The sequence below is a fragment of the Sulfitobacter sp. HI0040 genome (assembly GCF_001634885.1).
Classification (GTDB): Bacteria; Pseudomonadota; Alphaproteobacteria; order Rhodobacterales; family Rhodobacteraceae; genus Sulfitobacter.
In genome coordinates, this window is the sequence record NZ_LWEX01000146.1 from 34,175 (window position 1) to 56,957 (window position 22,783).

At 63.8% G+C, this 22,783-nt stretch carries 27 protein-coding genes and 1 pseudogene; 17 read left to right on the forward strand and 11 right to left on the reverse strand.

The features are described from left to right. The first annotated feature begins 46 nt into the window (after positions 1-46). Positions 47-925 (forward strand): LysR family transcriptional regulator, encoded by an 879-nt coding sequence (locus A3728_RS10265; RefSeq protein WP_067923048.1) that lies wholly within the window; start codon positions 47-49, stop codon positions 923-925. Further along, complete coding sequence (locus A3728_RS10270) at positions 922-1,866, forward strand: DMT family transporter (RefSeq protein WP_067923051.1); 945 nt, start codon at positions 922-924, stop codon at positions 1,864-1,866. The genes A3728_RS10265 and A3728_RS10270 overlap by 4 nt, the downstream gene beginning before the upstream one ends. Before the next feature lie 141 nt (positions 1,867-2,007). On the opposite strand, the gene A3728_RS10275 is transcribed toward A3728_RS10270, so the two are convergent. After that, entirely contained in the window at positions 2,008-2,352 is a 345-nt protein-coding gene (locus A3728_RS10275; protein ID WP_067923054.1) for an ArsR/SmtB family transcription factor, read from the reverse strand. A gap of 246 nt (positions 2,353-2,598) precedes the next feature. Here A3728_RS10275 and A3728_RS10280 point away from each other — a divergent pair, with 246 nt between their 5' ends. From A3728_RS10280 to A3728_RS10300, 5 genes are all read left to right on the forward strand, one after another. Further along, positions 2,599-2,925, forward strand: coding sequence for an AtpZ/AtpI family protein (locus tag A3728_RS10280; protein ID WP_443069059.1), 327 nt, complete (start codon positions 2,599-2,601; stop codon positions 2,923-2,925). A 1-nt stretch (position 2,926) separates the two neighbouring features. Next, a complete protein-coding gene (locus tag A3728_RS10285) occupies positions 2,927-3,694 on the forward strand; it encodes a F0F1 ATP synthase subunit A (RefSeq protein WP_067923061.1) in 768 nt (255 codons plus the stop codon). 55 nt (positions 3,695-3,749) lie between these two features. Continuing rightward, on the forward strand, positions 3,750-3,974 hold the full coding sequence (locus tag A3728_RS10290; protein WP_067923064.1) for a F0F1 ATP synthase subunit C: 225 nt from the start codon (positions 3,750-3,752) through the stop codon (positions 3,972-3,974). 87 nt (positions 3,975-4,061) lie between these two features. Then, positions 4,062-4,622 (forward strand): F0F1 ATP synthase subunit B', encoded by a 561-nt coding sequence (locus A3728_RS10295; protein ID WP_067923067.1) that lies wholly within the window; start codon positions 4,062-4,064, stop codon positions 4,620-4,622. A 3-nt stretch (positions 4,623-4,625) separates the two neighbouring features. Further along, positions 4,626-5,186: a F0F1 ATP synthase subunit B gene (locus A3728_RS10300; RefSeq protein WP_067923070.1), complete on the forward strand. Its 561-nt coding sequence runs from the start codon at positions 4,626-4,628 to the stop codon at positions 5,184-5,186. A 51-nt stretch (positions 5,187-5,237) separates the two neighbouring features. Here A3728_RS10300 and A3728_RS10305 read toward each other — a convergent pair whose 3' ends face one another. Further along, entirely contained in the window at positions 5,238-6,011 is a 774-nt protein-coding gene (locus A3728_RS10305) for a FadR/GntR family transcriptional regulator (RefSeq protein ID WP_067923124.1), read from the reverse strand. A gap of 116 nt (positions 6,012-6,127) precedes the next feature. Between A3728_RS10305 and A3728_RS10310 the strand changes: the two genes are divergently transcribed. Beyond that, positions 6,128-6,418 (forward strand): hypothetical protein, encoded by a 291-nt coding sequence (locus A3728_RS10310; protein WP_067923073.1) that lies wholly within the window; start codon positions 6,128-6,130, stop codon positions 6,416-6,418. A gap of 126 nt (positions 6,419-6,544) precedes the next feature. Next, the gene (locus tag A3728_RS10315) at positions 6,545-10,000 is read left to right on the forward strand and encodes a chromosome segregation SMC family protein (protein ID WP_067923127.1); all 3,456 of its coding nucleotides are present in this window, start codon (positions 6,545-6,547) and stop codon (positions 9,998-10,000) included. Positions 10,001-10,054: 54 nt separating this feature from the next. Here the strand turns inward: A3728_RS10315 and A3728_RS10320 are convergent, their stop codons facing one another. The 4 genes from A3728_RS10320 to cobD are packed head-to-tail and all read right to left on the reverse strand — an operon-like array spanning position 10,055 to position 13,531. Continuing rightward, positions 10,055-10,447 (reverse strand): rhodanese-like domain-containing protein, encoded by a 393-nt coding sequence (locus A3728_RS10320; protein ID WP_067923076.1) that lies wholly within the window; start codon positions 10,445-10,447, stop codon positions 10,055-10,057. Positions 10,448-10,457: 10 nt separating this feature from the next. Beyond that, complete coding sequence (locus A3728_RS10325; protein WP_067923079.1) at positions 10,458-11,636, reverse strand: lytic murein transglycosylase; 1,179 nt, start codon at positions 11,634-11,636, stop codon at positions 10,458-10,460. Between the two features lie 9 nt (positions 11,637-11,645). Continuing rightward, positions 11,646-12,560 carry an adenosylcobinamide-phosphate synthase CbiB gene (gene cbiB, locus A3728_RS10330; RefSeq protein ID WP_067923081.1) on the reverse strand — a complete coding sequence of 305 codons (915 nt, stop codon included), beginning with the start codon at positions 12,558-12,560 and terminating at the stop codon, positions 11,646-11,648. Continuing rightward, positions 12,557-13,531 (reverse strand): threonine-phosphate decarboxylase CobD, encoded by a 975-nt coding sequence (cobD, locus tag A3728_RS10335; RefSeq protein WP_201722155.1) that lies wholly within the window; start codon positions 13,529-13,531, stop codon positions 12,557-12,559. Before cobD ends, cbiB begins: the two co-directional genes overlap by 4 nt. Positions 13,532-13,721: 190 nt before the next feature. Here cobD and A3728_RS10340 point away from each other — a divergent pair, with 190 nt between their 5' ends. Beyond that, the gene (locus A3728_RS10340; protein WP_067923084.1) at positions 13,722-14,069 is read left to right on the forward strand and encodes a hypothetical protein; all 348 of its coding nucleotides are present in this window, start codon (positions 13,722-13,724) and stop codon (positions 14,067-14,069) included. A 30-nt stretch (positions 14,070-14,099) separates the two neighbouring features. On the opposite strand, the gene A3728_RS10345 is transcribed toward A3728_RS10340, so the two are convergent. Then, positions 14,100-15,269, reverse strand: a complete 1,170-nt coding sequence (locus tag A3728_RS10345; protein ID WP_067923087.1) for a MalY/PatB family protein — start codon at positions 15,267-15,269, stop codon at positions 14,100-14,102. A 98-nt stretch (positions 15,270-15,367) separates the two neighbouring features. Between A3728_RS10345 and def (A3728_RS10350) the strand changes: the two genes are divergently transcribed. Genes def (A3728_RS10350) through A3728_RS10370 form a run of 5 tightly spaced genes read left to right on the forward strand, consistent with a single transcriptional unit; the run spans position 15,368 to position 18,046 of the window. Beyond that, the gene (def, locus tag A3728_RS10350) at positions 15,368-15,886 is read left to right on the forward strand and encodes a peptide deformylase (protein ID WP_067923090.1); all 519 of its coding nucleotides are present in this window, start codon (positions 15,368-15,370) and stop codon (positions 15,884-15,886) included. Beyond that, positions 15,883-16,383, forward strand: coding sequence for a peptide deformylase (gene def / locus A3728_RS10355; RefSeq protein ID WP_067923092.1), 501 nt, complete (start codon positions 15,883-15,885; stop codon positions 16,381-16,383). Before def (A3728_RS10350) ends, def (A3728_RS10355) begins: the two co-directional genes overlap by 4 nt. Next, positions 16,380-16,877: a peptide deformylase gene (def, locus tag A3728_RS10360; RefSeq protein ID WP_067923095.1), complete on the forward strand. Its 498-nt coding sequence runs from the start codon at positions 16,380-16,382 to the stop codon at positions 16,875-16,877. The genes def (A3728_RS10355) and def (A3728_RS10360) overlap by 4 nt, the downstream gene beginning before the upstream one ends. Beyond that, positions 16,874-17,806: a methionyl-tRNA formyltransferase gene (fmt, locus tag A3728_RS10365; RefSeq protein ID WP_067923098.1), complete on the forward strand. Its 933-nt coding sequence runs from the start codon at positions 16,874-16,876 to the stop codon at positions 17,804-17,806. Before def (A3728_RS10360) ends, fmt begins: the two co-directional genes overlap by 4 nt. A 3-nt stretch (positions 17,807-17,809) precedes the next feature. Further along, on the forward strand, positions 17,810-18,046 hold the full coding sequence (locus A3728_RS10370) for a hypothetical protein (protein WP_067923101.1): 237 nt from the start codon (positions 17,810-17,812) through the stop codon (positions 18,044-18,046). 3 nt (positions 18,047-18,049) lie between these two features. On the opposite strand, the gene A3728_RS10375 is transcribed toward A3728_RS10370, so the two are convergent. Genes A3728_RS10375 through A3728_RS10390 form a run of 4 tightly spaced genes read right to left on the reverse strand, consistent with a single transcriptional unit; the run spans position 18,050 to position 20,154 of the window. Continuing rightward, on the reverse strand, positions 18,050-18,673 hold the full coding sequence (locus A3728_RS10375) for a trimeric intracellular cation channel family protein (protein WP_067923104.1): 624 nt from the start codon (positions 18,671-18,673) through the stop codon (positions 18,050-18,052). After that, positions 18,670-19,122 carry a ribonuclease HI gene (gene rnhA, locus A3728_RS10380; protein WP_067923107.1) on the reverse strand — a complete coding sequence of 151 codons (453 nt, stop codon included), beginning with the start codon at positions 19,120-19,122 and terminating at the stop codon, positions 18,670-18,672. The genes A3728_RS10375 and rnhA overlap by 4 nt, the downstream gene beginning before the upstream one ends. Then, positions 19,115-19,708 (reverse strand): class I SAM-dependent methyltransferase, encoded by a 594-nt coding sequence (locus tag A3728_RS10385; RefSeq protein WP_067923111.1) that lies wholly within the window; start codon positions 19,706-19,708, stop codon positions 19,115-19,117. Before A3728_RS10385 ends, rnhA begins: the two co-directional genes overlap by 8 nt. Continuing rightward, positions 19,705-20,154: a DUF3429 domain-containing protein gene (locus A3728_RS10390; protein WP_067923114.1), complete on the reverse strand. Its 450-nt coding sequence runs from the start codon at positions 20,152-20,154 to the stop codon at positions 19,705-19,707. Before A3728_RS10390 ends, A3728_RS10385 begins: the two co-directional genes overlap by 4 nt. A gap of 41 nt (positions 20,155-20,195) precedes the next feature. Between A3728_RS10390 and A3728_RS10395 the strand changes: the two are divergent. Both A3728_RS10395 and A3728_RS10400 read left to right on the forward strand, forming a co-directional pair. Continuing rightward, positions 20,196-21,467: pseudogene (locus A3728_RS10395) on the forward strand (endonuclease); the annotation flags it as partial. 8 nt (positions 21,468-21,475) lie between these two features. Beyond that, on the forward strand, positions 21,476-22,783 hold a 1,308-nt coding region (locus A3728_RS10400), incomplete at its 3' end, for a type IV secretory system conjugative DNA transfer family protein (protein ID WP_067923118.1).

Genomic DNA, 22,783 nt, shown 5'->3' on the forward strand with positions numbered 1-22,783 from the left:
CGATCAGAATGATCAGCATCATGTTCATTCATGCACAGGTTAGCCGTTGGACAACTGGGACGAGATCAGAACCGCTTTTCAGGTCGCCCGGATCGGCACCGTCAGCGGGGCGGCTGAACATCTGGGCGTGCATCACGCCACGGTCATCCGGCATATCGACGCGCTGGAGCGGCGGCTGGGCGTCAAGCTGTTCCAGCGCCATGCGCGCGGCTATACGCCGACCGAGGCGGGATTGGACCTGTTGCAGGTCGCCCGCGCAACCGACGACCAGTTCAACCAGCTCGCAGCCAAGCTGAAAGGTCGCGGAACAGAGGTCGCGGGCGAAATCGTTGTGACCTCGCTCGCGTCGATCGTACCTTGGGTGGTGCCCGCTCTCGCTGCGTTCCAGCGCGCCCATCCCGGTGTCATCCTGCGTTACCTGACGGGAGAGCGGCTCTTCCGGCTCGAATACGGCGAGGCGCATCTCGCCATCCGGGCGGGCAGCGCCCCGGAAGAGCCGGATAACGTCGTCCAGCACTTCAGGAATGTCGAGATCGCCGCATTTGCCAACAAGGATTATGTCGCCGAACACGGCATTCCCACGGGGCCGGAAGATCATGCGCGGCATCGTTTCGTGGCGGGCGACGATGCCGACAGCCGCGCGCCTTTCGAGAAATGGTTGCGCGCGAACGTGCCGACAGAGGCGATTACCTTCCGTGCGAGCGATACCGAAGCCACGAATGCTGCCGTCCGCGCGGGCGCTGGCATCGGTTTCATGGTGGCACCCGAAGGCCGGGCCGATCCGTCGCTGGTGGAGATATACGGCCCCCGCACTGAATGGAGCGCACCGCTGTGGCTGGTCACGCATGTTGACCTGCATCGCACGACGAAGGTGCAGGCGCTGCTCAGGTTCCTCAAGCGGCACCGGCAGGAGGGCGGCGGGTGAATACGCAGATGCAGGGCCATCTGGCGATGCTGGCCTTTTCGGCCCTCGTGGCGGGCTCCTTCTCGCTCGGGGCGATCATGGCGAACGACATTTCGCCGGTGGCCTTCACCGCCGTCCGGTTCTGGCTGGCAGCGATGCTGGTGGGGCTGCTTGTCGCGGCGGGCCGTGGGGGCGGGCGAAAGAGCGCGCTGGGAAAAGCCAGCGAAGCGCCCTGGCGGTACGGGGTGCTCGGCGGTCTTTTTGCCGTCTATTTCGTGCTGATGTTCGAAGGGCTGAAGACCGCGCCGCCGGTGAGTGCGGCGGCGGTCTTTACCCTCGTACCCGCGATGGCCGCCGGCTTTGCCTATATTCTGCTGCGCCAGATCCTGACACGGCGCATGGCGCTGGCACTGGGGATCGGGGCGGTCGGGGCGCTATGGGTGATCTTTCGCGGGCAGATCGCGGCGTTTGTGGCGCTCGACGTGGGCCGGGGTGAGGCGATCTATTTCCTCGGCTGTGTCAGCCATGCGCTCTATACGCCGATGGTTCGGCGCTTGAACCGGGGCGAGGGGCCTGCGGTATTCGCGCTGGGCACATTGCTGGCCGGGGCGCTGATCCTCACGGTTTATGGCTGGGGAGAGATCAGGGCTACCGACTGGTCCGCTTTGCCCATGCGGGTCTGGGTCGCGCTGATCTACGTGTCGGTTTTCGCCTCTGCCGTGACGATCGTTCTGCTGCAGTTCGCCACGCTTCGGCTGCCGTCCGCGAAGGTCATGGCCTACACATACCTTACGCCGAGTTGGGTGATCGTCTGGGAAATCGCGCTGGGGAACGATGCACCGGGCTTGATCGTGCTGGGCGGTATCGGTCTGACTGTTCTGGCCCTTGTGCTGCTACTGCGCGACGATGATCCGCGGGTTGTGCAAGAATTCCGGGAACCGGGACCTGCCCGGACACGTTGAGGTCGAGGTAAAGTCAAAGGAAGTCGAAATGCGTAATATCATCTATATCGTCGGTCTCGTGGTCATTGTTCTGGCTATCGTAAGCTTCGTATTCTGATATCCGACGGTGGCGCCGCGCGGCGAGACGGTCGCGCGGGCGCTTCACTCTGACGGCCCTTTTTCGCCTCCCGGCAGTTCGCTTTCGAGAAACCGCTCGAACGCATCCAGATTGACCGGTTCGAACTGTCCGAAGCCCTGCATCCAGACCGAGGCGTCGCGCAGGGCGTCCGGCTCCAGCCGACACCATTTGACCCGCCCCCTCTTTTCCTGAGAAATGAGCCCCGCCGCCGTCAGCACCGTGAGGTGTTTCGATATCGCCGCAAGCGACATCTCGAACGGTTCGGCCACGTCGGTCACCGCCATGTCGTCTTCAAGCAGCATGCCGAGGATCCGGCGCCGGGTCGGATCTGCAAGGGCCGCGAAAACGGTATCGAGGGAGTGAGCCATGGTACCGCAGTGCCCCGGCCCGGACCTATCGTCAACCGATAGGTTGAATATGGATAACGGGCTGATCGACGGCGTTGGCGCGTTTAGCCGCAGCCTGCCTGCACACCGGGTTCTATAATTATCTATTTATGTCAGCATGTTGACCGCCTATCAGCTTGCGTTGACTCCGGCGCGGTGCCGGAGTAGCACCAGCGCAACATATTCTGGGAGGCTAAAGGCGTGTCGGACGGCGATCGAAAGCAGCAGATGCAGCAGCTCGACGCCCGGATCGCCGCCGCGAAGAAGCGCGGCGCGCCAAAGCCCCGTCAGGATGAACATTATTCTCAGGCCAATCTGGCCTGGCGCATGGTGATCGAACTCGTTGCCGGTCTGGGGATCGGTTTCGGCATTGGATATGGGCTTGATGTCCTCTTCGGGACGATGCCGATTTTCATGGTTGTGTTCATCATGCTGGGTCTCGCGGCCGGGGTGAAGACGATGCTTCGTTCCGCACGCGAGATACAGGAAAAGAAAGTGGCCGAAGAGGCCGACGGTATCGCAGCCCCCCGGGGCGGCACAGACGAAGGGGCCTGAAATGGCAACAGTGGTTACGGACGGCGCGGTTGAGGAAAAGGGCGGACTGGAGTTCCACCCGATGGACCAGTTCGAGGTTCTTCCCTTTTTCGGCGATGGCGGGGTCGCATGGTACACGATCACCAATGCCGCCGTATGGATGGCGCTGGCGGTTGTCGCCGTATTCGCGTTGCTCGTGCTCGGCACGTCCAAGCGGTCCATCGTGCCGACGCGGATGCAGTCCGTCGCTGAACTGGCCTACGGGTTCATTCACAAGATGGTCGAAGACATCTGCGGCAAGGAAGGGCTGAAGTATTTCCCCTACATCATGACGCTGTTCATGTTCATCGTTACCGCGAATTTCCTCGGTCTGATCCCCGCCTCCTTCACGCCGACTTCGCATTTTGCCGTGACGGTGGTACTGGCGCTTGCGGTCTTCCTGACCGTGACGATCCTTGGCTTCGTCAAGAACGGCACGGCTTTCCTTGGCCTTTTCTGGGTGGCTTCCGCCCCGCTGGCGCTGCGCCCGATCCTCGCCATCATTGAGCTGATCTCCTACTTCGTGCGCCCTGTCAGCCACTCCATCCGTCTTGCCGGTAACGTCATGGCCGGCCACGCGGTGATCAAGGTATTCGCTGGCTTTGCGGCTATTGCGGTCATCAGTCCCCTGTCCGTCGTCGCGATCACGGCGATCTACGGACTCGAAATTCTCGTGTCCTTCATTCAGGCCTATGTCTTCACGATCCTGACCTGTGTTTACCTCAAGGACGCGCTGCACCCCTCACACTGACACGGGCGACTTTCACCGCTCACCTACTCAACTTCCAATCGTAAGGAGAATTCACATGGAAGGCGATCTCGCACACATCGGCGCAGGCCTGGCAGCAATCGGTTCCGGCGTCGCCGCTATCGGTGTTGGCCAAGTTGCAGGCAACTTCCTGTCCGGCGCACTGCGCAACCCGTCGGCAGCGACCGGCCAGACAGCCACACTGTTCATCGGCATCGCCTTTGCGGAAGCCCTGGGGATCTTCGCGTTCCTCGTCGCGCTTCTGCTGATGTTCGCTGTCTAAGCCTTAGAAACCGACATCCTTACGAACGGGCGGGCGCTTTACGGGCCTGCCCGACAGTAACGGCAGAGTTTCCAGGGAGACGCCGAAATGGCAACTGATACAGTGACACATGACGGGTTGGCCGATGCAACGGGCGTCGCTACCCAGGCCGCCGACGCACCCGGCATGCCGCAGCTCAACTTCGAGACCTGGGGAAACCAGATTTTCTGGCTTCTGCTGGCTCTGCTGGCGATTTATTTCATCCTGTCGCGCGTGGCCCTGCCACGTATCGGCGGTGTTCTGGCCGAACGTCAGGGCACGATCAGCAACGACATCGCAGCTGCCGAAGACCTGAAGGTCAAGGCGAGCGAAGCCGAAGCTGCCTATGACAAGGCGCTGGTGGATGCCCGTGCCGAAGCGAACCGTATCGTCGCCGAGGCGAAGGCCGAAATCCAGAGCGATCTGGATGCCGCAATCGCCAAGGCCGATGCTGAAATAGCCGCGAAATCGGCGGAGTCCGAAAAGGCCATCGCGGAAATCCGCGCCGGCGCGATGGATAACGTCCGCGCCGTGGCAAAGGATACCGCACAGGAACTGGTCGCGGCACTTGGCGGCAAAGCCGACGCGCAAACGGTTTCCGCCGCGGTCGATAGCCGGATGAAAGGGTAAACCATGCGTCTCATTCTTTCAGCCACTTTCGCCGGGTTGGTCGCATCCCCCGCTCTGGCGGCGGGCGAGGTTTTTTTCTCGCTCAAGAACACCGATTTCATCGTTCTGCTGGCGTTCCTGCTCTTCATCGCGATCCTGATCTACTTCAAGGTTCCGACGATGCTTGCCGGAATGCTCGACAAGCGGGCGGACGGTATCAAGAGCGAGCTCGAAGGGGCCCGCGCCCTGCGCGAAGAGGCGCAGACTCTGCTGGCCAGCTACGAGCGCAAGCAGAAGGAAGTGCAAGATCAGGCCGACCGGATCGTATCCGCGGCCAAGGACGATGCACAGAAGGCGGCAGAAAAGGCGCGCGCCGATCTGGCAAAATCGCTTGAGCGTCGGATGGCGGCTGCCGAGGACCAGATTGGTTCGGCACAGGCTGCCGCGGTCAAGGAAGTGCGCGATCAGGCGATTACCATCGCCGTTGCCGCAGCGCGGGAAGTCATCGCCAAGCAGATGACCGCCGCCGAAGGCAATGCGCTGATCGACGATGCCATCCGTCAGGTCGACGCCAAGCTGCACTGAGGCGCCTACCGCTTCGAAAGTCAGAAAACCCCGGCCATGCGCCGGGGTTTTTCATTTCCCGCCCTGTTGTTCGTGTTGCAACCGCTGACGCGCGATCACGTCGTGCCGCGCGGCCTTCTGCGCGTCCGCCAGCGCGCGCCCCACGAAGTCGAGATGGGATTCCACCGCCGCCCGTGCGCCCCCGGGATCCCGGGCCTGCAGGGCCGTATTGATCGCGCCGTGCTGATCCAGAAGGGCGGCGCGGGTGGTCCGCTGCTGGAACATGATCTGCCGGTTGTAAAAGACACCTTCGCGCAGCAGATCGTACATCGAACGCATCATATGCAGCATGATGACATTGTGGCTGGCATCCACGATGGCCATGTGAAACTGCGCATCGAGCCGGGCCTCTTCATCGGGGCTGCGCTTCGCGTGGGCGGCGCGCATCTTGTCGAAAACCGTCTGAATTACCTGAAGATCCGTGTCGGTCCCCAGCCGGGCCGCACGTTCCGCGGCGAGCCCTTCAATGTCCCGCCGGAAAGACAGGTAGTCGGACGCGGCTTCGTCGTGACGTGCGAAAAGTTCGACGAGAGCCGGGGAAAAGGCGTTTCCCAGAACATCCGCGACATAGACCCCGGCCCCCGGGCGCGTCGTGAGCAACCCGATATCCTGCAGCTGCATCACCGCTTCCCGCAGGGAGGGGCGCGACACGCCCAGACGCAATGCCAGATCGCGTTCGGAAGGCAGCCGCTCACCGGGCCGCAGGATCCCGCGGAGGATCAACTCCTCCACCTGGCGCACGACGGCATCCGCCAGCTTTTCGGGAATGACAGGTTGAAACGGCATGAACCCCCCAGATTGGACAAGATATATGACCACCCCGCCAAAGCGGCAAACGGTTTCATGCCTCTCTCTTCTGGCGTTAACGGAAGGGTAAGCCTTTCGGGGGCAATCTCGGACAGATGAAATCGCTGTTCCTCTTCCCACTCGCCTTGTTCCTGGCCGGGTGCAACATGCCCGGCCCGCACTTCCGCGATCTTCCCGCGACCCGTGTCACGGTCGATGGCTCAACATTCGGTGTGCGTGTGCGCGACGAACTGGCGGAAGCCATGCGGATCAACATGGAATACGCCCCCCGCTTCGGCCCAATCCGAGGCCGCGCCGCGCGGGCGATGGCACTGGTCAGCGGGTGTGAGGTAAGGGAGGTTCGCGGAGATCAGGCGCTGGCGACCGGCCTTCTGGACTGTGATTGAGCGGATTGCCGCAATATCTTGTGGATAAGGTGGCGGTTTACCCTCTCTTTGGTGTCTCGCGGTTGACGGGGCCCTGCCTGAACCTGCATTTTGGCTATCAATGCGGGAATCAGGGAACCTCTTGCGGTGCGTTTCTCAAAACTCAGGCTGACCGGTTTCAAGAGTTTCGTGGACCCCACGGACCTGATCATCGCGGATGGCCTGACGGGCGTCGTCGGGCCCAATGGCTGCGGCAAGTCGAACCTGCTCGAAGCTCTGCGATGGGTCATGGGGGAAAACCGCCCCACTGCCATGCGCGGCGGCGGGATGGAGGATGTGATCTTTGCCGGTGCCGCCACCAGACCCGCCCGCAACTTCGCCGAAGTCGCCCTGCACGTGGACAACAGCGAAAGGCTCGCCCCTGCGGGCTTCAACGACAACGATCAGCTTGAAATCGTGCGGCGGATCACCCGGGACGTGGGCAGTGCCTACAAGGCGGGGGGAAAGGACGTGCGCGCGCGCGACGTGCAGATGCTGTTTGCCGATGCCTCGACGGGCGCCCATAGCCCGGCATTGGTCAGGCAGGGGCAAATCGCGGAATTGATCAACGCCAAGCCCCGGAACCGGCGGCGTATCCTCGAAGAAGCGGCAGGTATCTCCGGACTTTACCAACGGCGGCATGAGGCGGAACTGAAGCTCAACGCGGCGGAGACGAACCTTTCCCGGGTCGACGACGTGATCGAACAGCTCGCCGCCCAGCTTGCACAGCTGGCGCGACAGGCAAAGCAGGCGGCGCGGTACCGGGAAATCGGCGAACAATTGCGCCGCGCGGAAGGCATGTTGCTTTACCGGCGCTGGCACGATGCGGATGATGCCCGGGCAAGGGCGGATGCGGAACTGCGGGAAAGGGTGAGTTCGACCGCCGCGGCGGAGGGCGTCGTGACGCGGGCGGGCAAGGAACGGCAGGCTGCCGAGGATGCCCTGCCAGCGCTGCGCGAGGAAACCACGATTGCAGCCGCGATGGTGCAACGTCTGAACGTGCAGCGCGACACGCTCGCCGATCAGGAGGCGCGCGCGCGGGCGGCTATCGAGGCGCTGACCGGAAGGATCACCCAGCTTGCGCGGGACATCGAACGCGAAAGTGGATTGAACCGCGACGCAGGTGAGACCATCGAGCGGTTGGACAGCGAACAGGCCGAACTGACCGCTGCAGCCGAGGGACATGATGCGGCGTTGGAGGCTGCGAGCGAGACCGCGCGAGAGGCCGCCGACATGCTTCAGGAACGGGAGGCGGACCTGACGGCGCGCACGGAAGAGACGGCGCGGCTTATTGCCCGTCACGCTTCTGCCGAACGTCTGTTGGAGGATAGCCGCAAGACCGAAGCGAAATCCGCAGCGGACGCGCAGCGCGCACAGGACGCCGTGGCCCGCAGCCGGGACGAACTGAACAAGGCGCATCAGGATTTCGAAAGAGCGGGCACCGAGGAGACGGCTGCAAAACAGGCTGCCGCCGAGGCGGACGAAGCCCTCACGGCTGCGGAAGACGCGCGTGCAGCCACGCAGCTGCGCGAAGCGGATGCCCGCGCGGAGCGGTCCGCCGCCGAGGGTGAGATGAATGCGTTGAGCGCGGAGGCTTCCGCCCTTGCAAAGCTGGTGGCCCGCGATACTGCCGAAGGGGGGCAGATCCTTGATCGGTTGCAGGTCGAACAGGGGTTCGAAAAGGCGCTCGGGGCGGCTTTGGCGGACGATCTGCGCAGCCCCGAGGTCGATGCCGACGGTCCCTCCGGCTGGACGGTCCTGCCGCCCTATGCGCAGGCACATCCCTTGCCGCATGGGGTGACGCCGCTTTCGGGGCATGTATCGGTGCCCGATGTCCTCGTACGGCGCATGGATCAGATCGGCCTCGTGGAGCCTGATGAAGGTTCGGCACTGCAGGCCGCGCTTGCACCGGGGCAGCGGCTCGTGTCGCTCGAAGGAGACCTCTGGCGTTGGGACGGCTATCGCGCTTGGGCAGAGGATGCGCCTTCGGCGGCAGCCCTGCGCCTGCAACAGCTCAACCGCCTCGAAGTTCTGAAGCAATCACTGGAACAGGCCACCCAGCGGGCCGGCGCGGCGGAGGATGCCCATGCCGCGCTCCAGCGCCAGTTGGCCGAGGAAACGGAGGCAGACCGGGCCGCACGTGAGCGTCGTCGCGCGGCAGATCGGGCGATGGCCGACGCGGGTCGCGCACTTAGCCGGGCGGAGTCGGACCGCAACCTTGCCGAAGGGCGGCTGGAAGCGCTTGGCCTTGCGGTGCGCCGCCACGAAGAAGAGGCGATGGCGGCACGGGGGCGCGTGCAGGAGGCGGAGCGCGCGCTCGCGGAACTTGGCGACGTCGCACAGGCGCGCACGGCGGTCGATGATCTTCGCATGACCGTCGAGGCCGCGCGCATTACGATGATTTCCCACCGCTCTGCCCATGATGAACTCCGCCGCGAAGGCGAGGCGCGTGCCCGCCGTCTGCAGCAGGTCACCAAGGACTTGACCGGCTGGCGTAACCGCTTGGAGACCGCCGAAAAACGCAGTGCCGAACTGGTGGAGCGCAAGTCAGCCTCCGAGAAGGAATTGGCCGGGGCGCAGGCGGCCCCGGCACAGATCGCCACGCAGCAAGAGGCAATCGCCGTTGAAATCGCGCGGGCGGAATCGCGGGCCGCGGCGGCGAGCGCGGCCCAGACCGCGGCGGAAGCTGCGCTGCGCGAGACGACGCAGGCCGAACGTGATGCGGAACGCGCGGCTTCGGAGGCGCGCGAGGCCCGCGCACGGTCCGAAGCACGCGCGGAAGCCGCGCGTGATCTGGTCGCACAGGCGGCCGAACGGATCGCGGACGACCAGCAGGTTACACCCAACCAATTGCTGACCCGACTGAACGTGACGCCCGCTGATATCGGCGGGGCCGAGGTGCTGGACGGCGAGGTTGCCCGCCTCAAGCGGCAGCGGGACGCTTTGGGCGCGGTAAACCTGCGCGCGGAAGAAGACGCGCGCGAGGTGCAGGAGGAGCACGACGGTCTTGCCCACGAAAAGGCGGATCTGGAGGAAGCCATCCGCACCCTGCGCAGTGGCATCGCGAGCCTGAACCGGGAAGGGCGGGAGCGCCTGCTGACCGCCTTCGAGCAGGTCAACTCCAACTTCGCCATGCTGTTTCGTCACCTCTTCGGCGGCGGGGAGGCGAACCTTGTCATGGTCGAATCCGACGATCCACTGGAAGCGGGGCTCGAGATCATGTGCCAGCCGCCGGGCAAGAAGTTGAGCACGCTCAGCCTTCTTTCCGGAGGAGAGCAGACGCTGACCGCGATGGCCCTGATCTTTGCCGTCTTCCTTGCCAACCCCGCGCCGATCTGCGTGCTCGACGAGGTGGACGCGCCGCTCGACGATGCCAACGTCACACGGTTCTGCGACCTGTTGGATGAGATGTGTCGACAGACGGACACGCGGTTTTTGATCATCACGCACCATGCGGTGACCATGGCGCGGATGGATCGCCTGTTCGGTGTCACTATGGCCGAACAGGGCGTGAGCCAGCTGGTTTCCGTGGACCTGAAAAAGGCGGAGACGCTGGTGGCGTGACCCTTCGCAGCTTCAGGGCAGCTTAATATTGCTTCGCGGCCAGTCGCGCAGGGTTTAGTCGGGCTTGCCCTCTACCGGGCCGCCCGCCTTTGTCCAACCGGTGAACCCATCGCTGAGGTGGGCGGCGTCGAACCCCATGTCCTGCAGGGTGGCGACAGACAGAGCTGACCGCCAGCCTGACGCACAGTGAAAGACAAAGGTCTTGTCCTGTGCGAAGACCTCTTTGAAATAGGGGCTGTCCGGGTCCACCCAGAATTCCAGCATGCCGCGCGGGCAGTGGAACGCGCCGGGGATGTGCCCGGTGCGTTCACGTTCTCTGGGATCGCGCAAGTCCACGAAAACGACCTCCGGATCATCCAGCATGGGGATTGCTTCGCTGCTTTCTATTTCCCTGATACGAGACCGTGCTTCGGCGACCATATCGGCGGATGATTTTTTCAGCGGCATAAAGCTTTCCTCAGAGACTGTTCAATAGCGCGGGTGTGGGCCAGCCGTCCACCGGGAGGCCCAGCCGCTTCTGTTCGGCCCGGACAGCGGCGCGGGTACCTGCCCCCAGAATACCATCGACACCGCCGACATCGTAGCCCCGTTCCTTTAGGGTGGTCTGCAACCGCTTCATCTGCGCGCCATCGAGGCCCGGATCGGGGTTGCCCGCGTCATAAACGGGCGCGCCAGCAAGCCGCGTGGCGAAATAGGCTGCGGTCATGACGTAGGTGAAGCTCTGGTTCCAGTCGAAATAGACCCGGAAATTGGGATAGGCGAGGAAGGCAGGCCCCCCGCGTCCCTGCGGCAGCAGCAGGGAGGCTGTCAGCCCCTCGGGCAACGCGCCGTTCCGCGCGTTTACCCCCAGTGCGGCCCATTCAGAAACCGGCATCTGCGTTTCCAGCCCGGTCAGCGACCAGTCGAAATCGGACGGCACTGAAACCTCGGTCAACCAAGGTTCGCCTGCGCGCCAGCCAAGGCTTTGCAGCATCTTGCCGCCGGACATTAGCGCATCCGCCGGCGAAGTCTTGAGCGAGACCTTCCCGTCACCGTCGCCGTCCACACCGTTTTCGAGGATATCGCGGGGCAGCATCTGGACCATCCCGATCTCTCCGGCCCATGCGCCGGTCGTGCGGGCGGGGTCGAAATTGCCCTTTTCATAGAGTTCGACAGCCGCCAGCACCTGCGGGCGGAAAAGCTCGGGCCTGCGGCAATCATGGGCCAGCGTCACCAGCGCGTTCGCGGTGTTGAAATCCCCCTGAAACGCACCGTAGTCCGTCTCGAAAGCCCAGAACGCGAGGATGACGTGCCGGTCGACGCCGAACTCCTCTTCGACCCGGTCGAAGGTTGTATCATGCTTTCTGGCATTCGCGCGCCCGCGCTCGATCCGGTCATTGGAAATGAGGCGGCGGGAAAATTCGATGAATGGCTTCTGAAAGACGCCCTGTGCCTGATCGGCCCGCAGCACGGCGGGATCCTGCCGGACCCCGGCGAAGAAACGGTCCACCCTAGCAGGATCATGGCCCTTTTCGACGGCTTCGAACTTCAACCCGTCGACGAATTCGGAAAAGCTGCCGCCGCAGGGTGTCTGGGCAATGACGGGGGAGGAAATGGCAATGCCAACGGCTGCGGCAAGAAAGAAGAAGGGGCGCATAAGAACCTTTCAATTCAGCGACAGGCCAAGGATGAGGGCAACGCCCAGCGTCAGCGCCCATGCCTGCCAAAGGCGCGCGACGGCAGCGTCGATCGCGCCGGGTCCGATGGATCGCGCCCCCGATCCGTGCACCCACGCGAACTGCTGCAATTCGCCGTTATAGGCCCGCGGACCGGCGAGCGCCACTCCTATGGCCCGGGCCATAGCGGCTTCCGGCCAGCCCGCATTGGGGGAGCGGTGTCGGCCCGCATCCTTCGCGATGTCGCGCCATTGCCCGATCCGCCCCGCCGGCAGCGCGATGAGGATGGCCGTAAGCCGTGCCGGGATCAGGTTCAGCAGGTCGTCCGCCCGTGCTGCTGCCTTGCCGAATTTTTCATGCCGGGGGGTCCGGTATCCTATCATGCTGTCGGCTGTGTTGACGATCTTGTAGACCAGCAGGCCGGGAAGCCCCCCCAGCAGAAACCAGAAAGCGGGGGCGATCACCCCGTCGCTGAGATTTTCGGCGGCGCTTTCGATGGCGGAGCGGCTGACCGCGGAGGCATCCATATCGGCTGTGTCCCGGCTGACGATCCGCGCCACGGCACGCCGCCCTTCAGCGAGCGACAGGCGCAATCCGGACGCCACCGCGCGCACGTGATCGACCAGCGAGCGGTGCGCCAGCAGGATCGCCGCGACAATGATTTCGACAACCGGACCCAACAGGCCGAGAAGCAGGCCGAGTACCAGCGCGGCAGTCATGAGAGCGGCCATGCAAAGCGTGCCGCGCAGAAAGCGATGTTCCCCCTTGTTGAACCGTCGGTCGCACCAGCCAACCGCCCGCCCCATGAGCACCGCGGGATGGGGAAATCTGCGCCAGAGCCACTCCGGCTCCCCCAGAAGGGCATCCAGCAGCAGAGCCAGCACCAGCATGAGCGCGGTGTTCATGCCAATGCCTGCTCCAGCCGGGCCCATCCATCAGCCGGGGGTAGGCCGAGGCGCAGCCATTGGGGCGCGTAGCTGAACGTCCGGCTCCAGATTTGGTGCCTCGCCAGCCGTTCCTGCCAAAGCGCGGCATCCGGCGTTTCATAGAGGCGAAACAGATCGGTGCCCCCCGCAAGCTGCAGGCCCGCCTTTTTGGCGAGTTGATCCAGCCGGGCTGCATCGGCGCGCAGGCGTTGATGGGTTGCCTCCGCCCAGGCGGTATCGCGCAGCGCGGTCGTGCCGATTTCGAGCGCGGGGCCGCTTACCGGCCAGGGGCCGAGCATGTCGGCAAGCCGCGCGATCAATGCCGGGTCCCCCACCACGAAGCCCAGCCGGAGGCCGGCGAGGCCCCAGAATTTCCCGAAACTTTTCAGGATCAGCAGACCGGGCCTCGTGGCATGGGGCATGAGGCTGGCGGAAGGCATCACGTCGCAGAAGCTTTCATCCACAATCATCAATGGGGCGGTCAGCGCCGAAGCGTCGAAGGTTCTGCCGTCGGGGTTGTTCGGATGCACGATGACGGCGGCCTCGGCCTGCTCGCTCTCGGGGACCTCTGTCCAGCCGTGGGCGGCGAAGGACGCGCCGTGTTCGTTGTAGGTGGGCTGCGCGATGCTGACCCGCCCCGGCGACGCCAGCCGGGGGATTTGCGCGATCGCGGCAGAGGCGCCCGGCACGGCAAGCAAGGCAGCGTCCGGTGGCACGTTCCAGAAATGCCGCGCGGCCTCGATCAATCGTTCCTGTGCGCGTTTGTCGGGCAGGGCGGTCCAGCTATCCGGTGACAGGCGGGGCACTGGGTAGGGCCGAGGATTGATGCCGGTCGAAAGATCGATCCAATCGGCGCGGTGGCCCCCGAATCGTTTCGCGGCCGCGTCCAATCCTCCGCCATGCTCCCTAATGTTTCCCGACACATATCCCCGCTTTCGCCCGCTGCGCATTTTCGCGACGCCTCCGGCGACAAAACGCAAATTGGCGCACGGATCAAGTAAAGACGCCTTTCATGCAGGGCTTTCGCTGTGCTTTGGCCTCAAATTTTCTTGCCGGATCACGGGGCTGACCCAGATTGTCGCAAATAATTAACTTGATGTTTGCGATGCTTGCGGCAGCCTGACCTGAGGGGGTGTGGATATGGAAGCGATGTTATCGACGGAAGTTCGGGCCGGGCTCAACGCTGCGCGGGCCGCCAGCATAAGAAAAGCGACGCGGCTGCGGATCGAGGTGGATGGCGCACGCCATTCCATTCTGCGCATGAAGGGGAACGGCTTTGCGCTGGACCCCAAAGAGGTGCCCCAGCTGCGCGGGCTTGTCGATGTCTATGACGGGGCCACACATCTGATGCGCTGCCTCGTCGTCGCCGTGGATGAGATCGACGGTGAAATGCACTACGAGTTCAAACGCGCGACCCGGGTTGCGGACCGGCCCGCTGCCGATTTCGTACGCGACGACAACGCACCCGTCGCGCTGATCGGTATCTGAGCGGGGCGGCCTTTCGGTACCTGCGAATGTCTATTGCAGGTCAGCGAATGCGCGCCGCACCCTTTCGCAGGCTTCCACCACCCGTGCCCGGGGCGTTGCGATATTGAAGCGCAGATAATCTTCGCCACCCTTGCCGAAGGTTGGCCCGTGGTTGACCGCGATCTGTGCGTCCTGTTCCACCCTGCGGGTGAACTCCTCCCTCTCCATCCCCGTGCCTGAAAAATCGACCCAAGCCAGATAGGTCGATTCAAGCGGCATGGAGCGCAGGCCGGGTATCGCATTCATAGCCTCATCAAAGACCCGGCGATTGCCGTCGAGGTACGTGCATAGATCATCGACCCAGGCGGCGCCCTCTGGCGAGTAGGCCGCTGTCGCCATGAAAAGCCCGAAGGAGTTCGGGGACAGGCCAAGCGCGGCCATGCGCTTTCCAAATTTGGCGCGCAGTTGGGCATGGGGGATAATGACGTTCCCGATATGGCTGCCCGCGATGTTGAAGGTCTTCGTCGTCGCCGTCATCACGATGAGCCGATCCTCGATCCCGTCCAGCAGGGCCATCGGTGTATGGCTTTGCCCGGGCATCAGAAGGTCGTGATGAATTTCGTCCGAAACGATCAGCAGATCGTGGCGCTTGGCGAAATCGGCGACACTCTGCAGTTCCGCCCGGGTCCATACGCGGCCGCCGGGATTGTGGGGAGAGCAGAGGATCAGCATTTTTTCCTGACCGGTCATCTGCGCGTCGTAGCTGTCGAAATCGAAGGTGTACCGCCCGTCATCCAGTGCGAGTTCACATTCGACCACTTCGCGCCCTGCCGCTTTTATGACCCGGGCGAAGGCATGATAGACCGGGGTGAACAACACGATCCCGTCCCCGGGCTGGGTAAAGGCATCCACGCACATGGCGGTGCCGTTCACCAGCCCGTGTGTCGTAAAGATCCACTCAGGCGCGACATCCCAGCCGTGGCGGTTTTTCATCCACCACTGGATCGCGCCAAGGTATTCGGAATCGTCGCCGAAATAGCCGTACACGCCATGGTCGATCTGCCGCTGCAAGGCTTGCTGCACCACCTCGGGCGGGCGGAAATCCATGTCGGCCACCCACATGGCAATGCCCGTTTCGGCCGGAACGCCGTAGACTTTCTCCATCGCGTCCCATTTTGAGCAATGGGTGCCGCGGCGCTCGATGATTTCGTCAAAACTCATGGATGTCTCCTGTTGTCCCGGACCGGCAGGCTAGCCACAATCGCCCGGGCCGCAAGCCCCCGGTTGCGGCAGCCCGAGGCTTCGCCTAAATCACTGACATGATACGCCCGATCCTATTGCATCCCGATCCACGGTTGAAAAAGCCGGCCCAGGCCGTCGATGATCTGTCAGACGCCCGGCGCGCGTTGGCCGACGACATGCTGGCCACCATGTACGATGCCCCGGGCATCGGTCTTGCCGCGCCGCAGGTCGGTGTGCTGGAGCGGCTGATCGTGATGGATTGCGTCAAGGAGGAAGGCGTCGCCGCGCGCCCGCTGGTGATGTTCAACCCGCAGATCGTCGCATCCTCCGACACATTGAACACCTACGAAGAGGGGTGCCTGTCCATCCCCGAGCAATTCGCAGACGTAACCCGCCCCGCCGAGGTTGAGGTGACATGGCTCGACCGGGAGGGCCGGGAGCAGCGCGAAACCTTCGATGGGCTTTGGGCGACGTGCGTCCAGCATGAAATCGACCATCTCGACGGGAAGCTTTTCATCGATTATCTCAAGCCACTCAAACGCCAGATGATCACGCGAAAGATGGTGAAGCTGAAGCGGGAGCTTGCACGCGAATGAGCGTTCTGCCGATCCTGAAATGGCCCGATCCGTTTCTTCGTGTTCACTGTGCGCCGGTCGCCGAGATCACGCCGGACATCGATACGCTCATCGCGGATATGTTCGACACGATGTATGCCGCCCCGGGGCGCGGGCTTGCGGCGCCGCAGGTCGGGCGGCACGAACGTGTCTTCGTGATCGACGGAGGCTGGAAAACCGGAATCCCTACGCCTATGGCCTTCGTGAACCCTGAGATCATCACGATGTCCGACGAGATGCAAGTGGGCGAGGAAGCATGCCTGTCCATCCCGCGCGAAAGCATGATGGTTCCGCGCGCGCGGGAGGTAACCCTGCGCTGGGACGGGCCGGGAATGACCCGCAGCGAAGCCGTTTTTTCCGGAGTGGAGGCGGTGCTGGTCCAGCATGAGTTCGATCATCTGAACGGTGTGGTGATCTATGACCGCATCGACCGGAACGCCGCCCCTGCGGACAGCCGGCCAAGGCCGCCACGCCCGTGAACGTCCGCCGCTGTATACCCTGGCCGGATCCCCGGCTGCGACGCGGCGCAGAGCCGGTGGAGGAGATCACGGACGAAGTGCGCGCGATCTGGGACGACATGATAGATACCATGGATGCCATGCCCGGTGTCGGCCTCGCCGCGCCACAGATCGGGATCATGTTGCAGCTTGCGGTCGTCGATGCCTCGCAGGGGCGCAACCGTCGTATCCGGCTGGCAAACCCCCAGATCATCGATGCCTCCGCGGTCATGAACGACCATGATGAAGCGAGCCCCAACCTGCCCGGCGCATCCGCGCGCATATCCCGACCCCGGGGGGTTACCGTGCGCTACATCGATGAAACCGGGATGGTGACGCGCCGTGATTTCGTAGGGCTGGAGGCGACATCCGTGCAGCATCAGATCGATCACCTTGCCGGAAAGATGTATTTCGACCGCTTGAGCAAGACCAAGCGGGACATGCTGTTGCGCCGCGCCCGGAAGGCCGCCCGATGAGCGGGCAAAAGCAGCGCCGCATCGTCTTCATGGGAACGCCGGAGTTCTCGGTGCCCGCTCTCGATGCGCTGTACGGCGCTGGGCATGACATCGCCTGTGTCTATACGCAGCCGCCCCGGCCCGCCGGGCGGGGCAAGCGCCCGCGTCCCAGCCCGGTACACCAGCGGGCAGAGGCGCTGGGCCTTACCGTACGCCATCCGGTTAGCCTGAAGGACGCCGCGGCACAGGCGGAATTCGCGACCCTTGGCGCCGATCTGGCGGTGGTGGTGGCTTATGGTCTCATCTTGCCGGCTGCCATCCTCGATGCGCCTGCGCAGGGCTGCCTCAACATCCATGCAAGCCTGCTGCCGCGGTGGCGGGGCGCCGCGCCCATTCACCGCGCGATCATGGCGGGGGATGATGAAACGGGCGTGTGTATCATGCAGATGGAAACGGGGCTGGATACGGGCCCGGTTCTGGATTGCGTGCGCATGCCGATCACGGGTGAGGATACGACCGCCGCCCTGCATGACCGGCTGGCCCGTTCCGGCGCCAATCTGATCGTGGACGTGCTGGCGCGGTTGGAAACGCTGGAGCCGATCCCCCAGCCGGATGATGGCGTGACCTACGCCTCGAAGATCGAAAAGGCCGAGGCCCGGATCGACTGGCATCGCCCCGCGGAAGAGGTGGACCGGCAGATCCGCGGCCTCTCCCCCTTTCCGGGCGCGTGGTTCGAACATGAAGGCCAGAGGATCAAGGTGCTTCATTCCACCCTTGCGGAAGGGTCCGGCGCAGCCGGTCTTGTTCTGGACGAGGCGCTTACAGTGGCCTGCGGGTCAGGTGCCGTTCAGCTCACCCGTTTGCAGCGCGCCGGCAAAGCCGCACAGGACGTGGCCGACTTCCAACGTGGCATGCAGATCGCGGCGGGTACCCGCCTGACCGGAGGATAGGCGATGTTTCCAACGATCATGGGTACGGTCGTGATTGCGGGTATCGTGGGGTATCTCAGCGAAAAATCCGGATTTACCCACAATGGCATCCTGCAATCGATCATCATCTGCATCGGCGGCGCGTTCCTGTTCTATTTCGTCCGGCTGATGTTCGGCATCGGCTTCGGCAGCCCGGGGCTCAATGCCATCGCCTCCTCCATCGGGGCGCTGATCATCGTGCCGTTTCACTGGCGGCGCTGAGCCTCAGGTTTTCGGCGGGCTGCTCTTGTAGACAGGCAGGTGCCATCCCCAGAAAAGCGATCCGGCCCGCAGTACCCAGGTAACAGCCGCCCCCGCCAACAGCGGCGCCGTCACTGCCGGAAGGTAGGCGGCAAGGGCAGCCGCCGTGGCTGCACCGGCGAAGGCCGCCGTAACGTAGAGTTCCCCCTGCTTCAGCACCAGCGGCACCTGACCGACGACAACATCACGCAGGAGCCCGCCCATGCAGCCAGTGATCATCCCCATCAGAACGACAACGATTGCAGTTTGCTCAAGCGCGAGAGCGACGCCCGCCCCGGCCGCCACGGCCACGCAGAGCGCCAGACTATCGAGCCAGATCAGAGTGCGAAGCCTGCTTTCCAGAAGATGCGCCGTAAAGAAGACGACGAGTGCTGCAAAGACCCCGACGGCGAGGTAGGTCGGATTGTCGATCCAGAAGATCGGATTGCGATCCAGCAGCAGGTCACGGATCGTGCCACCGCCAAGCGCCGTGAGGCAGGCCACAAAGGCAAAGCCCACCAGGTCAAGTTGCGCCCGGCTCGCTACCAGCGCGCCGGTGATGGCAAAGACCAGCACCGAGGCGTAATCCAGCAGCGCCACCAAAGTCATGGCTTGAAGGGGGCCATGCCCGCGCGGGCAAGCGCATCCGCGCGTTCGTTTTCGGGATGGCCCGCGTGGCCCTTGACCCATTTCCATGTCACGTCATGGCGGGCATTGGCCGCGTCCAACCGCTGCCAGAGTTCGGCGTTCTTGACCGGCTTCTTGGCGGCGTTTTTCCAGCCGTTTTTCTTCCAGCCATGAATCCAGCTGGTGATGCCGTTCTTGACGTAATTGCTGTCCGTGACCAGCGTCAGCTTGGTGGGGCGTGCCATGGTTTCCAGCGCATTGATCGCCGCCAGAAGCTCCATCCGGTTGTTCGTGGTGGCCGCCTCGCCGCCCTTCAACTCGCGCTCCTTCACCACCCGGTCGCCGTCCATGGCGCGGATCAGCGCGCCCCAGCCACCGGGGCCGGGATTACCGGAACAGGCGCCATCTGTGTATGCAAATATCTCAGCCATCGGCTGCGACTGCTATCCAATCCGCCATGGTGCCGTCCAGCCCTTTGTCGCGGCCCGTGGTCGTCTTGCGAACCACGAAGCCGGCCTGGCGGAGAAGAGAGGTGAGTTCCGCCGGTTCATAATAGGTGTAAAGGCGACCCAGGCTCTCACGCTTCTCTCCCTTGCCGGTTTTGACGGCTAGGTGCAGCTTTCCCCCCTTGCGCAAGGCCGCGTGAATGGCAGCGAGATGCCGGGGCATTTCGGTGCGCGGGGCATGCAGCAGGCTGAAGTTGGCCCAGACGCCACCATAGGCATCGATTTCGTCAAGATCGTCGAAACTGCCCAAGCGGGCGGTAACCCCTTCGGCAGCCGCGGCAAGCGCCACCATTTCCGGTACCGGGTCCATCGCGACCACGTCGAGCCCAGCGTCTGCCATCACTTTCGCGAACCCACCGGGCCCGCAGCCCAGGTCGAGAACCCGCGCCCCCGGCGGCAGGCCAGCGATGAAATCGGCAAGCAAGGGATCATCCAGAATGCCGGGGGCGGTGGTGTCTGCATATTCCTGCGCGCGTTCGGCATAGACGTCGAAGGTGCGCCTGTCGTTCATGCGAGTATACCGACGCCAAGGGACAGAACGACGCCGGCTGTCAGCAGCAGCCGCAAGGACATCCACCACCGCGGGGCCAGTCCCCACCGCCAGAAGGCATAGTCCAAGAGCAGCAGGGCCACGAAACCTGAGAGCAGCGACGTCAGCGCGCTGACCGGCCCCGTACCGGGTGCGAAAAACCACCACAGGGCGGGCAGTACCGACAGGGCGTATCCCATTGTCGCCCGCGCGCCCGTCGTTTTCGTCGCGAAACCCCAGAGCACGCCGGACATGAACGGCAGAATGATCCCGCCATAGCGCAGAAGAACCAGACGCCCGTCGCCCTGCAGCGCCGCGGGCAACGGCAGCCTGCCAGCGTCGAGACCGAGGATCAGCAGAGCGCCCCAGAAAAAGGGGATCAAACCTGCCAGCCCGAGGGTAAGCGCCCCGGACGGAATGCCCTTCATGCCTGCCTCAGGACGCGGGGGACCTTGAATTCAACCCGCTCCTGGNGCTGCGATCATCCACGCTGTCAGAGACCCCCTCGGAGGGCGGGATCTATTCCGAAGCCAATATCGACGCCAGCCAGCGCGAGCGACTGGCCGAGCCCGACCTGAGATCGCGCATTGACGCGGCACTACGGGGCACAGGGATCAGCACATCGGAAGTGGTGGCCCGGATCGAGACGGGCGCGTCAAATGCAGCGCTCGAACATCAATGGATCGCCAATGATCTCTCCAAAGTGGCCGAGGCGCGGAACCTGAACCTCGGGCGCCGCGCCGATCTGGAACAGGCGCGAGACAGTCTCAACGATGTGCATGTCGCGCTCGGCACGCTCTTGGAACGGGAAAACGTGCTGCGCCGGGATGGCGTCATGGAAGCGGAACCGATCAGCGAGCAGTTCCATTATCATGAGGGCGCGGTGCGGGCGATGGAAGGGACAATCCGTCAGGAGATGCGCGCAGAGGGCCTGACCGCGCAGCAGATCGAGGACCGGGACTGGGAGGTTGTCTCAAGGGCGGAGCGCCGGATCGAGACGGAGCAGCGCGCGTATCTCGAGGCACACCCGGATCTGCTCGCACGCCCCGGCGATGTGATCGACCGGTCTGAGCCCTACAGGGAGACCATCACCGATGTGGCCCGCGCCAGCGAGATCACCAGCGAGGTCGACCGCATCATGGAGGGACGCGACCTCCGCACGCCCGTTGCAGATGCTGTCACGGATGACTTACGAGCGCGCTATCCGGACATCCCGTCCCACCTCGCCCGCGGGCTCGGCGCGACCTATGCGGCCGTCGTCGAGATACGCGACACGGAGGTCATCAATCAGGTCCGCCGCGAAAACGAGATGCGCGACGGGCTTGGGTTTGGCACGCGCGACGCACTCCTCGCAGCCCGCGGTGAAACTGCTTCGCAGTCTGACCGTGCCGACCGCCTTGCAGACGAGATTGCGCGTGTCCTGGACCATGAGCGGGCGGGGGAGTTGTCCGCGCCCTTCGAGACCGAGGCGGAGCGGGACGCCTTCCGCGACGAGATCGCGCGGGCGCTGGATGACCGTCAACTCGAGCGGCTCACATCCGGCGATGCCGATGCGCTGGACAAGGTTCTCGAGGACCGCCTCGACCGGCTTTATGTCGCCAAGGTCTACCTGCAATCGGATGCAGCAACGGCCAACACGGAGGCCTTGCGCCAGGTGGTCGATGATCTTGCCGACACCGAATACGAAAAACACCGCACCACAGACGTGGATGGCGAGACCGAGCGGGGTCACGTCCATTGAGCGCCGCCATGGGAAAGGCGCGGATCGCGACCGGTGTCTTGTTGGTAACGCTGGTGACCGGTGCCATGGGCTATACGATCGCTTCGGCGGTGCTGACCTACCAGGATCTCGGCTTCGGCGCCGAGATCGACTTTGCCTATATCGCGCAGAACTACATGGCGATCCTCAATCGCCGCCCGGAGGACGCGCAACTTATTCACTTGATCATCGGCAGCTTCGCCGCCGCCGGGCTGATGCTGAGCCTCGCCCTCTCAGGGTCCGCCCTGACACGGTTTGGCCAGACCCATTGGCAGACCGCGCGCGAGATGAAGGCCAATGGCTTCTTCGGGGCGCCGGGCACCGGGTTCATCCTCGGCAAGCTGGGGCCGCCGGGCTCCCGCGCCAACTACATCTGCTCCAAGGTCTTCCCCCATGCGCTGATCGTGGCCCTCACGGGCCGCGGCAAGACCACGGGCTTTGTCATTCCGAACCTGCTGACCTGGCAAGGCTCCGCCGTGACGCTCGATGTGAAGGGCGAGTGTTTCGAGGCAACGGCCCGCCACCGCGCAGCCCAAGGCGACAAGGTCTATCGCTTTGCCCCCACCGATTGGGAGGGCAAGCGCACGCATCGTTACAACCCGCTCCTGCGCATCTTCGAGCTGAAAGATCCCGCGCGCCAGCAGATGGAATTGCAGCTCCTGGCGACGCTCTTCCTGCAGAGCGACAACGACCGGGTGCAGGGCCTGCTTAAAGGCGGGATCGATCTCCTCGTGGCGGCAGGGCTGCTGGCCTTCCAGCGCAAGCGCCCCACCTTGGGCGAGATTTACCGCATCGCGGCGTCGGGCGGGAACAAGCAGAAGGAGTATTTCGCGCGGGGCCACGAGGTGGACAACAGGGCCGCCAAGCTGATCTTCACCCGGCTGGCCTCGACCAACAACGATACGCTGACCTCCTATGTCTCGCTCCTGATGACCTCGGGGCTCGATCAATGGCAAAACCCGGCCATCGATGAGGCGACGGCCGTGTCGGACTTTGATTTCCGGACGATCCGCAAGAAACCCTTTTCGGTCTATCTCGTCGTCCAGCCCCTCATGGTGAAGCCGCTCGCACCCCTGATCCGGCTGTTTTTCTCCGATCTTCTCTCGGCCATGCAGGAAAAAGATCCCGGACCGGATGAGCCGTGGCCAGTGATGATCATGCTCGACGAGTTCAATCGCCTCGGCAAGATGCCCATCGTGGTCGAGAGCATCGAGACCCTGCGCACCTATCGCGGCCACCTTGCCGTGGTCACCCAAACCATCCCCGCCCTCGATGAAATCTACGGCGAGAACACTCGC

Bases quoted from the DNA above. Each gene is read 5' to 3' on its own strand.
- A3728_RS10320 (WP_067923076.1), bottom strand. From the start codon at position 10,447: ATGCCGCTGAAAAAATCATCCGCCGATATGGTCGCCGAAGCACGGTCT.
- A3728_RS10275 (WP_067923054.1), bottom strand. From the start codon at position 2,352: ATGGCTCACTCCCTCGATACCGTTTTCGCGGCCCTTGCAGATCCGACC.
- A3728_RS10305 (WP_067923124.1), bottom strand. From the start codon at position 6,011: ATGCCGTTTCAACCTGTCATTCCCGAAAAGCTGGCGGATGCCGTCGTG.
- def (WP_067923092.1), top strand. From the start codon at position 15,883: ATGAGCGTTCTGCCGATCCTGAAATGGCCCGATCCGTTTCTTCGTGTT.
- A3728_RS10325 (WP_067923079.1), bottom strand. From the start codon at position 11,636: ATGCGCCCCTTCTTCTTTCTTGCCGCAGCCGTTGGCATTGCCATTTCC.
- A3728_RS10290 (WP_067923064.1), top strand. From the start codon at position 3,750: ATGGAAGGCGATCTCGCACACATCGGCGCAGGCCTGGCAGCAATCGGT.
- A3728_RS10285 (WP_067923061.1), top strand. From the start codon at position 2,927: ATGGCAACAGTGGTTACGGACGGCGCGGTTGAGGAAAAGGGCGGACTG.
- A3728_RS10370 (WP_067923101.1), top strand. From the start codon at position 17,810: ATGTTTCCAACGATCATGGGTACGGTCGTGATTGCGGGTATCGTGGGG.
- A3728_RS10390 (WP_067923114.1), bottom strand. From the start codon at position 20,154: ATGAAGGGCATTCCGTCCGGGGCGCTTACCCTCGGGCTGGCAGGTTTG.
- cbiB (WP_067923081.1), bottom strand. From the start codon at position 12,560: ATGAACACCGCGCTCATGCTGGTGCTGGCTCTGCTGCTGGATGCCCTT.
- cobD (WP_201722155.1), bottom strand. From the start codon at position 13,531: ATGCGCAGCGGGCGAAAGCGGGGATATGTGTCGGGAAACATTAGGGAG.
- A3728_RS10300 (WP_067923070.1), top strand. From the start codon at position 4,626: ATGCGTCTCATTCTTTCAGCCACTTTCGCCGGGTTGGTCGCATCCCCC.
- A3728_RS10340 (WP_067923084.1), top strand. From the start codon at position 13,722: ATGGAAGCGATGTTATCGACGGAAGTTCGGGCCGGGCTCAACGCTGCG.
- A3728_RS10345 (WP_067923087.1), bottom strand. From the start codon at position 15,269: ATGAGTTTTGACGAAATCATCGAGCGCCGCGGCACCCATTGCTCAAAA.
- fmt (WP_067923098.1), top strand. From the start codon at position 16,874: ATGAGCGGGCAAAAGCAGCGCCGCATCGTCTTCATGGGAACGCCGGAG.
- A3728_RS10385 (WP_067923111.1), bottom strand. From the start codon at position 19,708: ATGAACGACAGGCGCACCTTCGACGTCTATGCCGAACGCGCGCAGGAA.
- def (WP_067923090.1), top strand. From the start codon at position 15,368: ATGATACGCCCGATCCTATTGCATCCCGATCCACGGTTGAAAAAGCCG.
- A3728_RS10280 (WP_443069059.1), top strand. From the start codon at position 2,599: ATGCAGCAGCTCGACGCCCGGATCGCCGCCGCGAAGAAGCGCGGCGCG.
- A3728_RS10295 (WP_067923067.1), top strand. From the start codon at position 4,062: ATGGCAACTGATACAGTGACACATGACGGGTTGGCCGATGCAACGGGC.
- A3728_RS10310 (WP_067923073.1), top strand. From the start codon at position 6,128: ATGAAATCGCTGTTCCTCTTCCCACTCGCCTTGTTCCTGGCCGGGTGC.
- A3728_RS10375 (WP_067923104.1), bottom strand. From the start codon at position 18,673: ATGACTTTGGTGGCGCTGCTGGATTACGCCTCGGTGCTGGTCTTTGCC.
- rnhA (WP_067923107.1), bottom strand. From the start codon at position 19,122: ATGGCTGAGATATTTGCATACACAGATGGCGCCTGTTCCGGTAATCCC.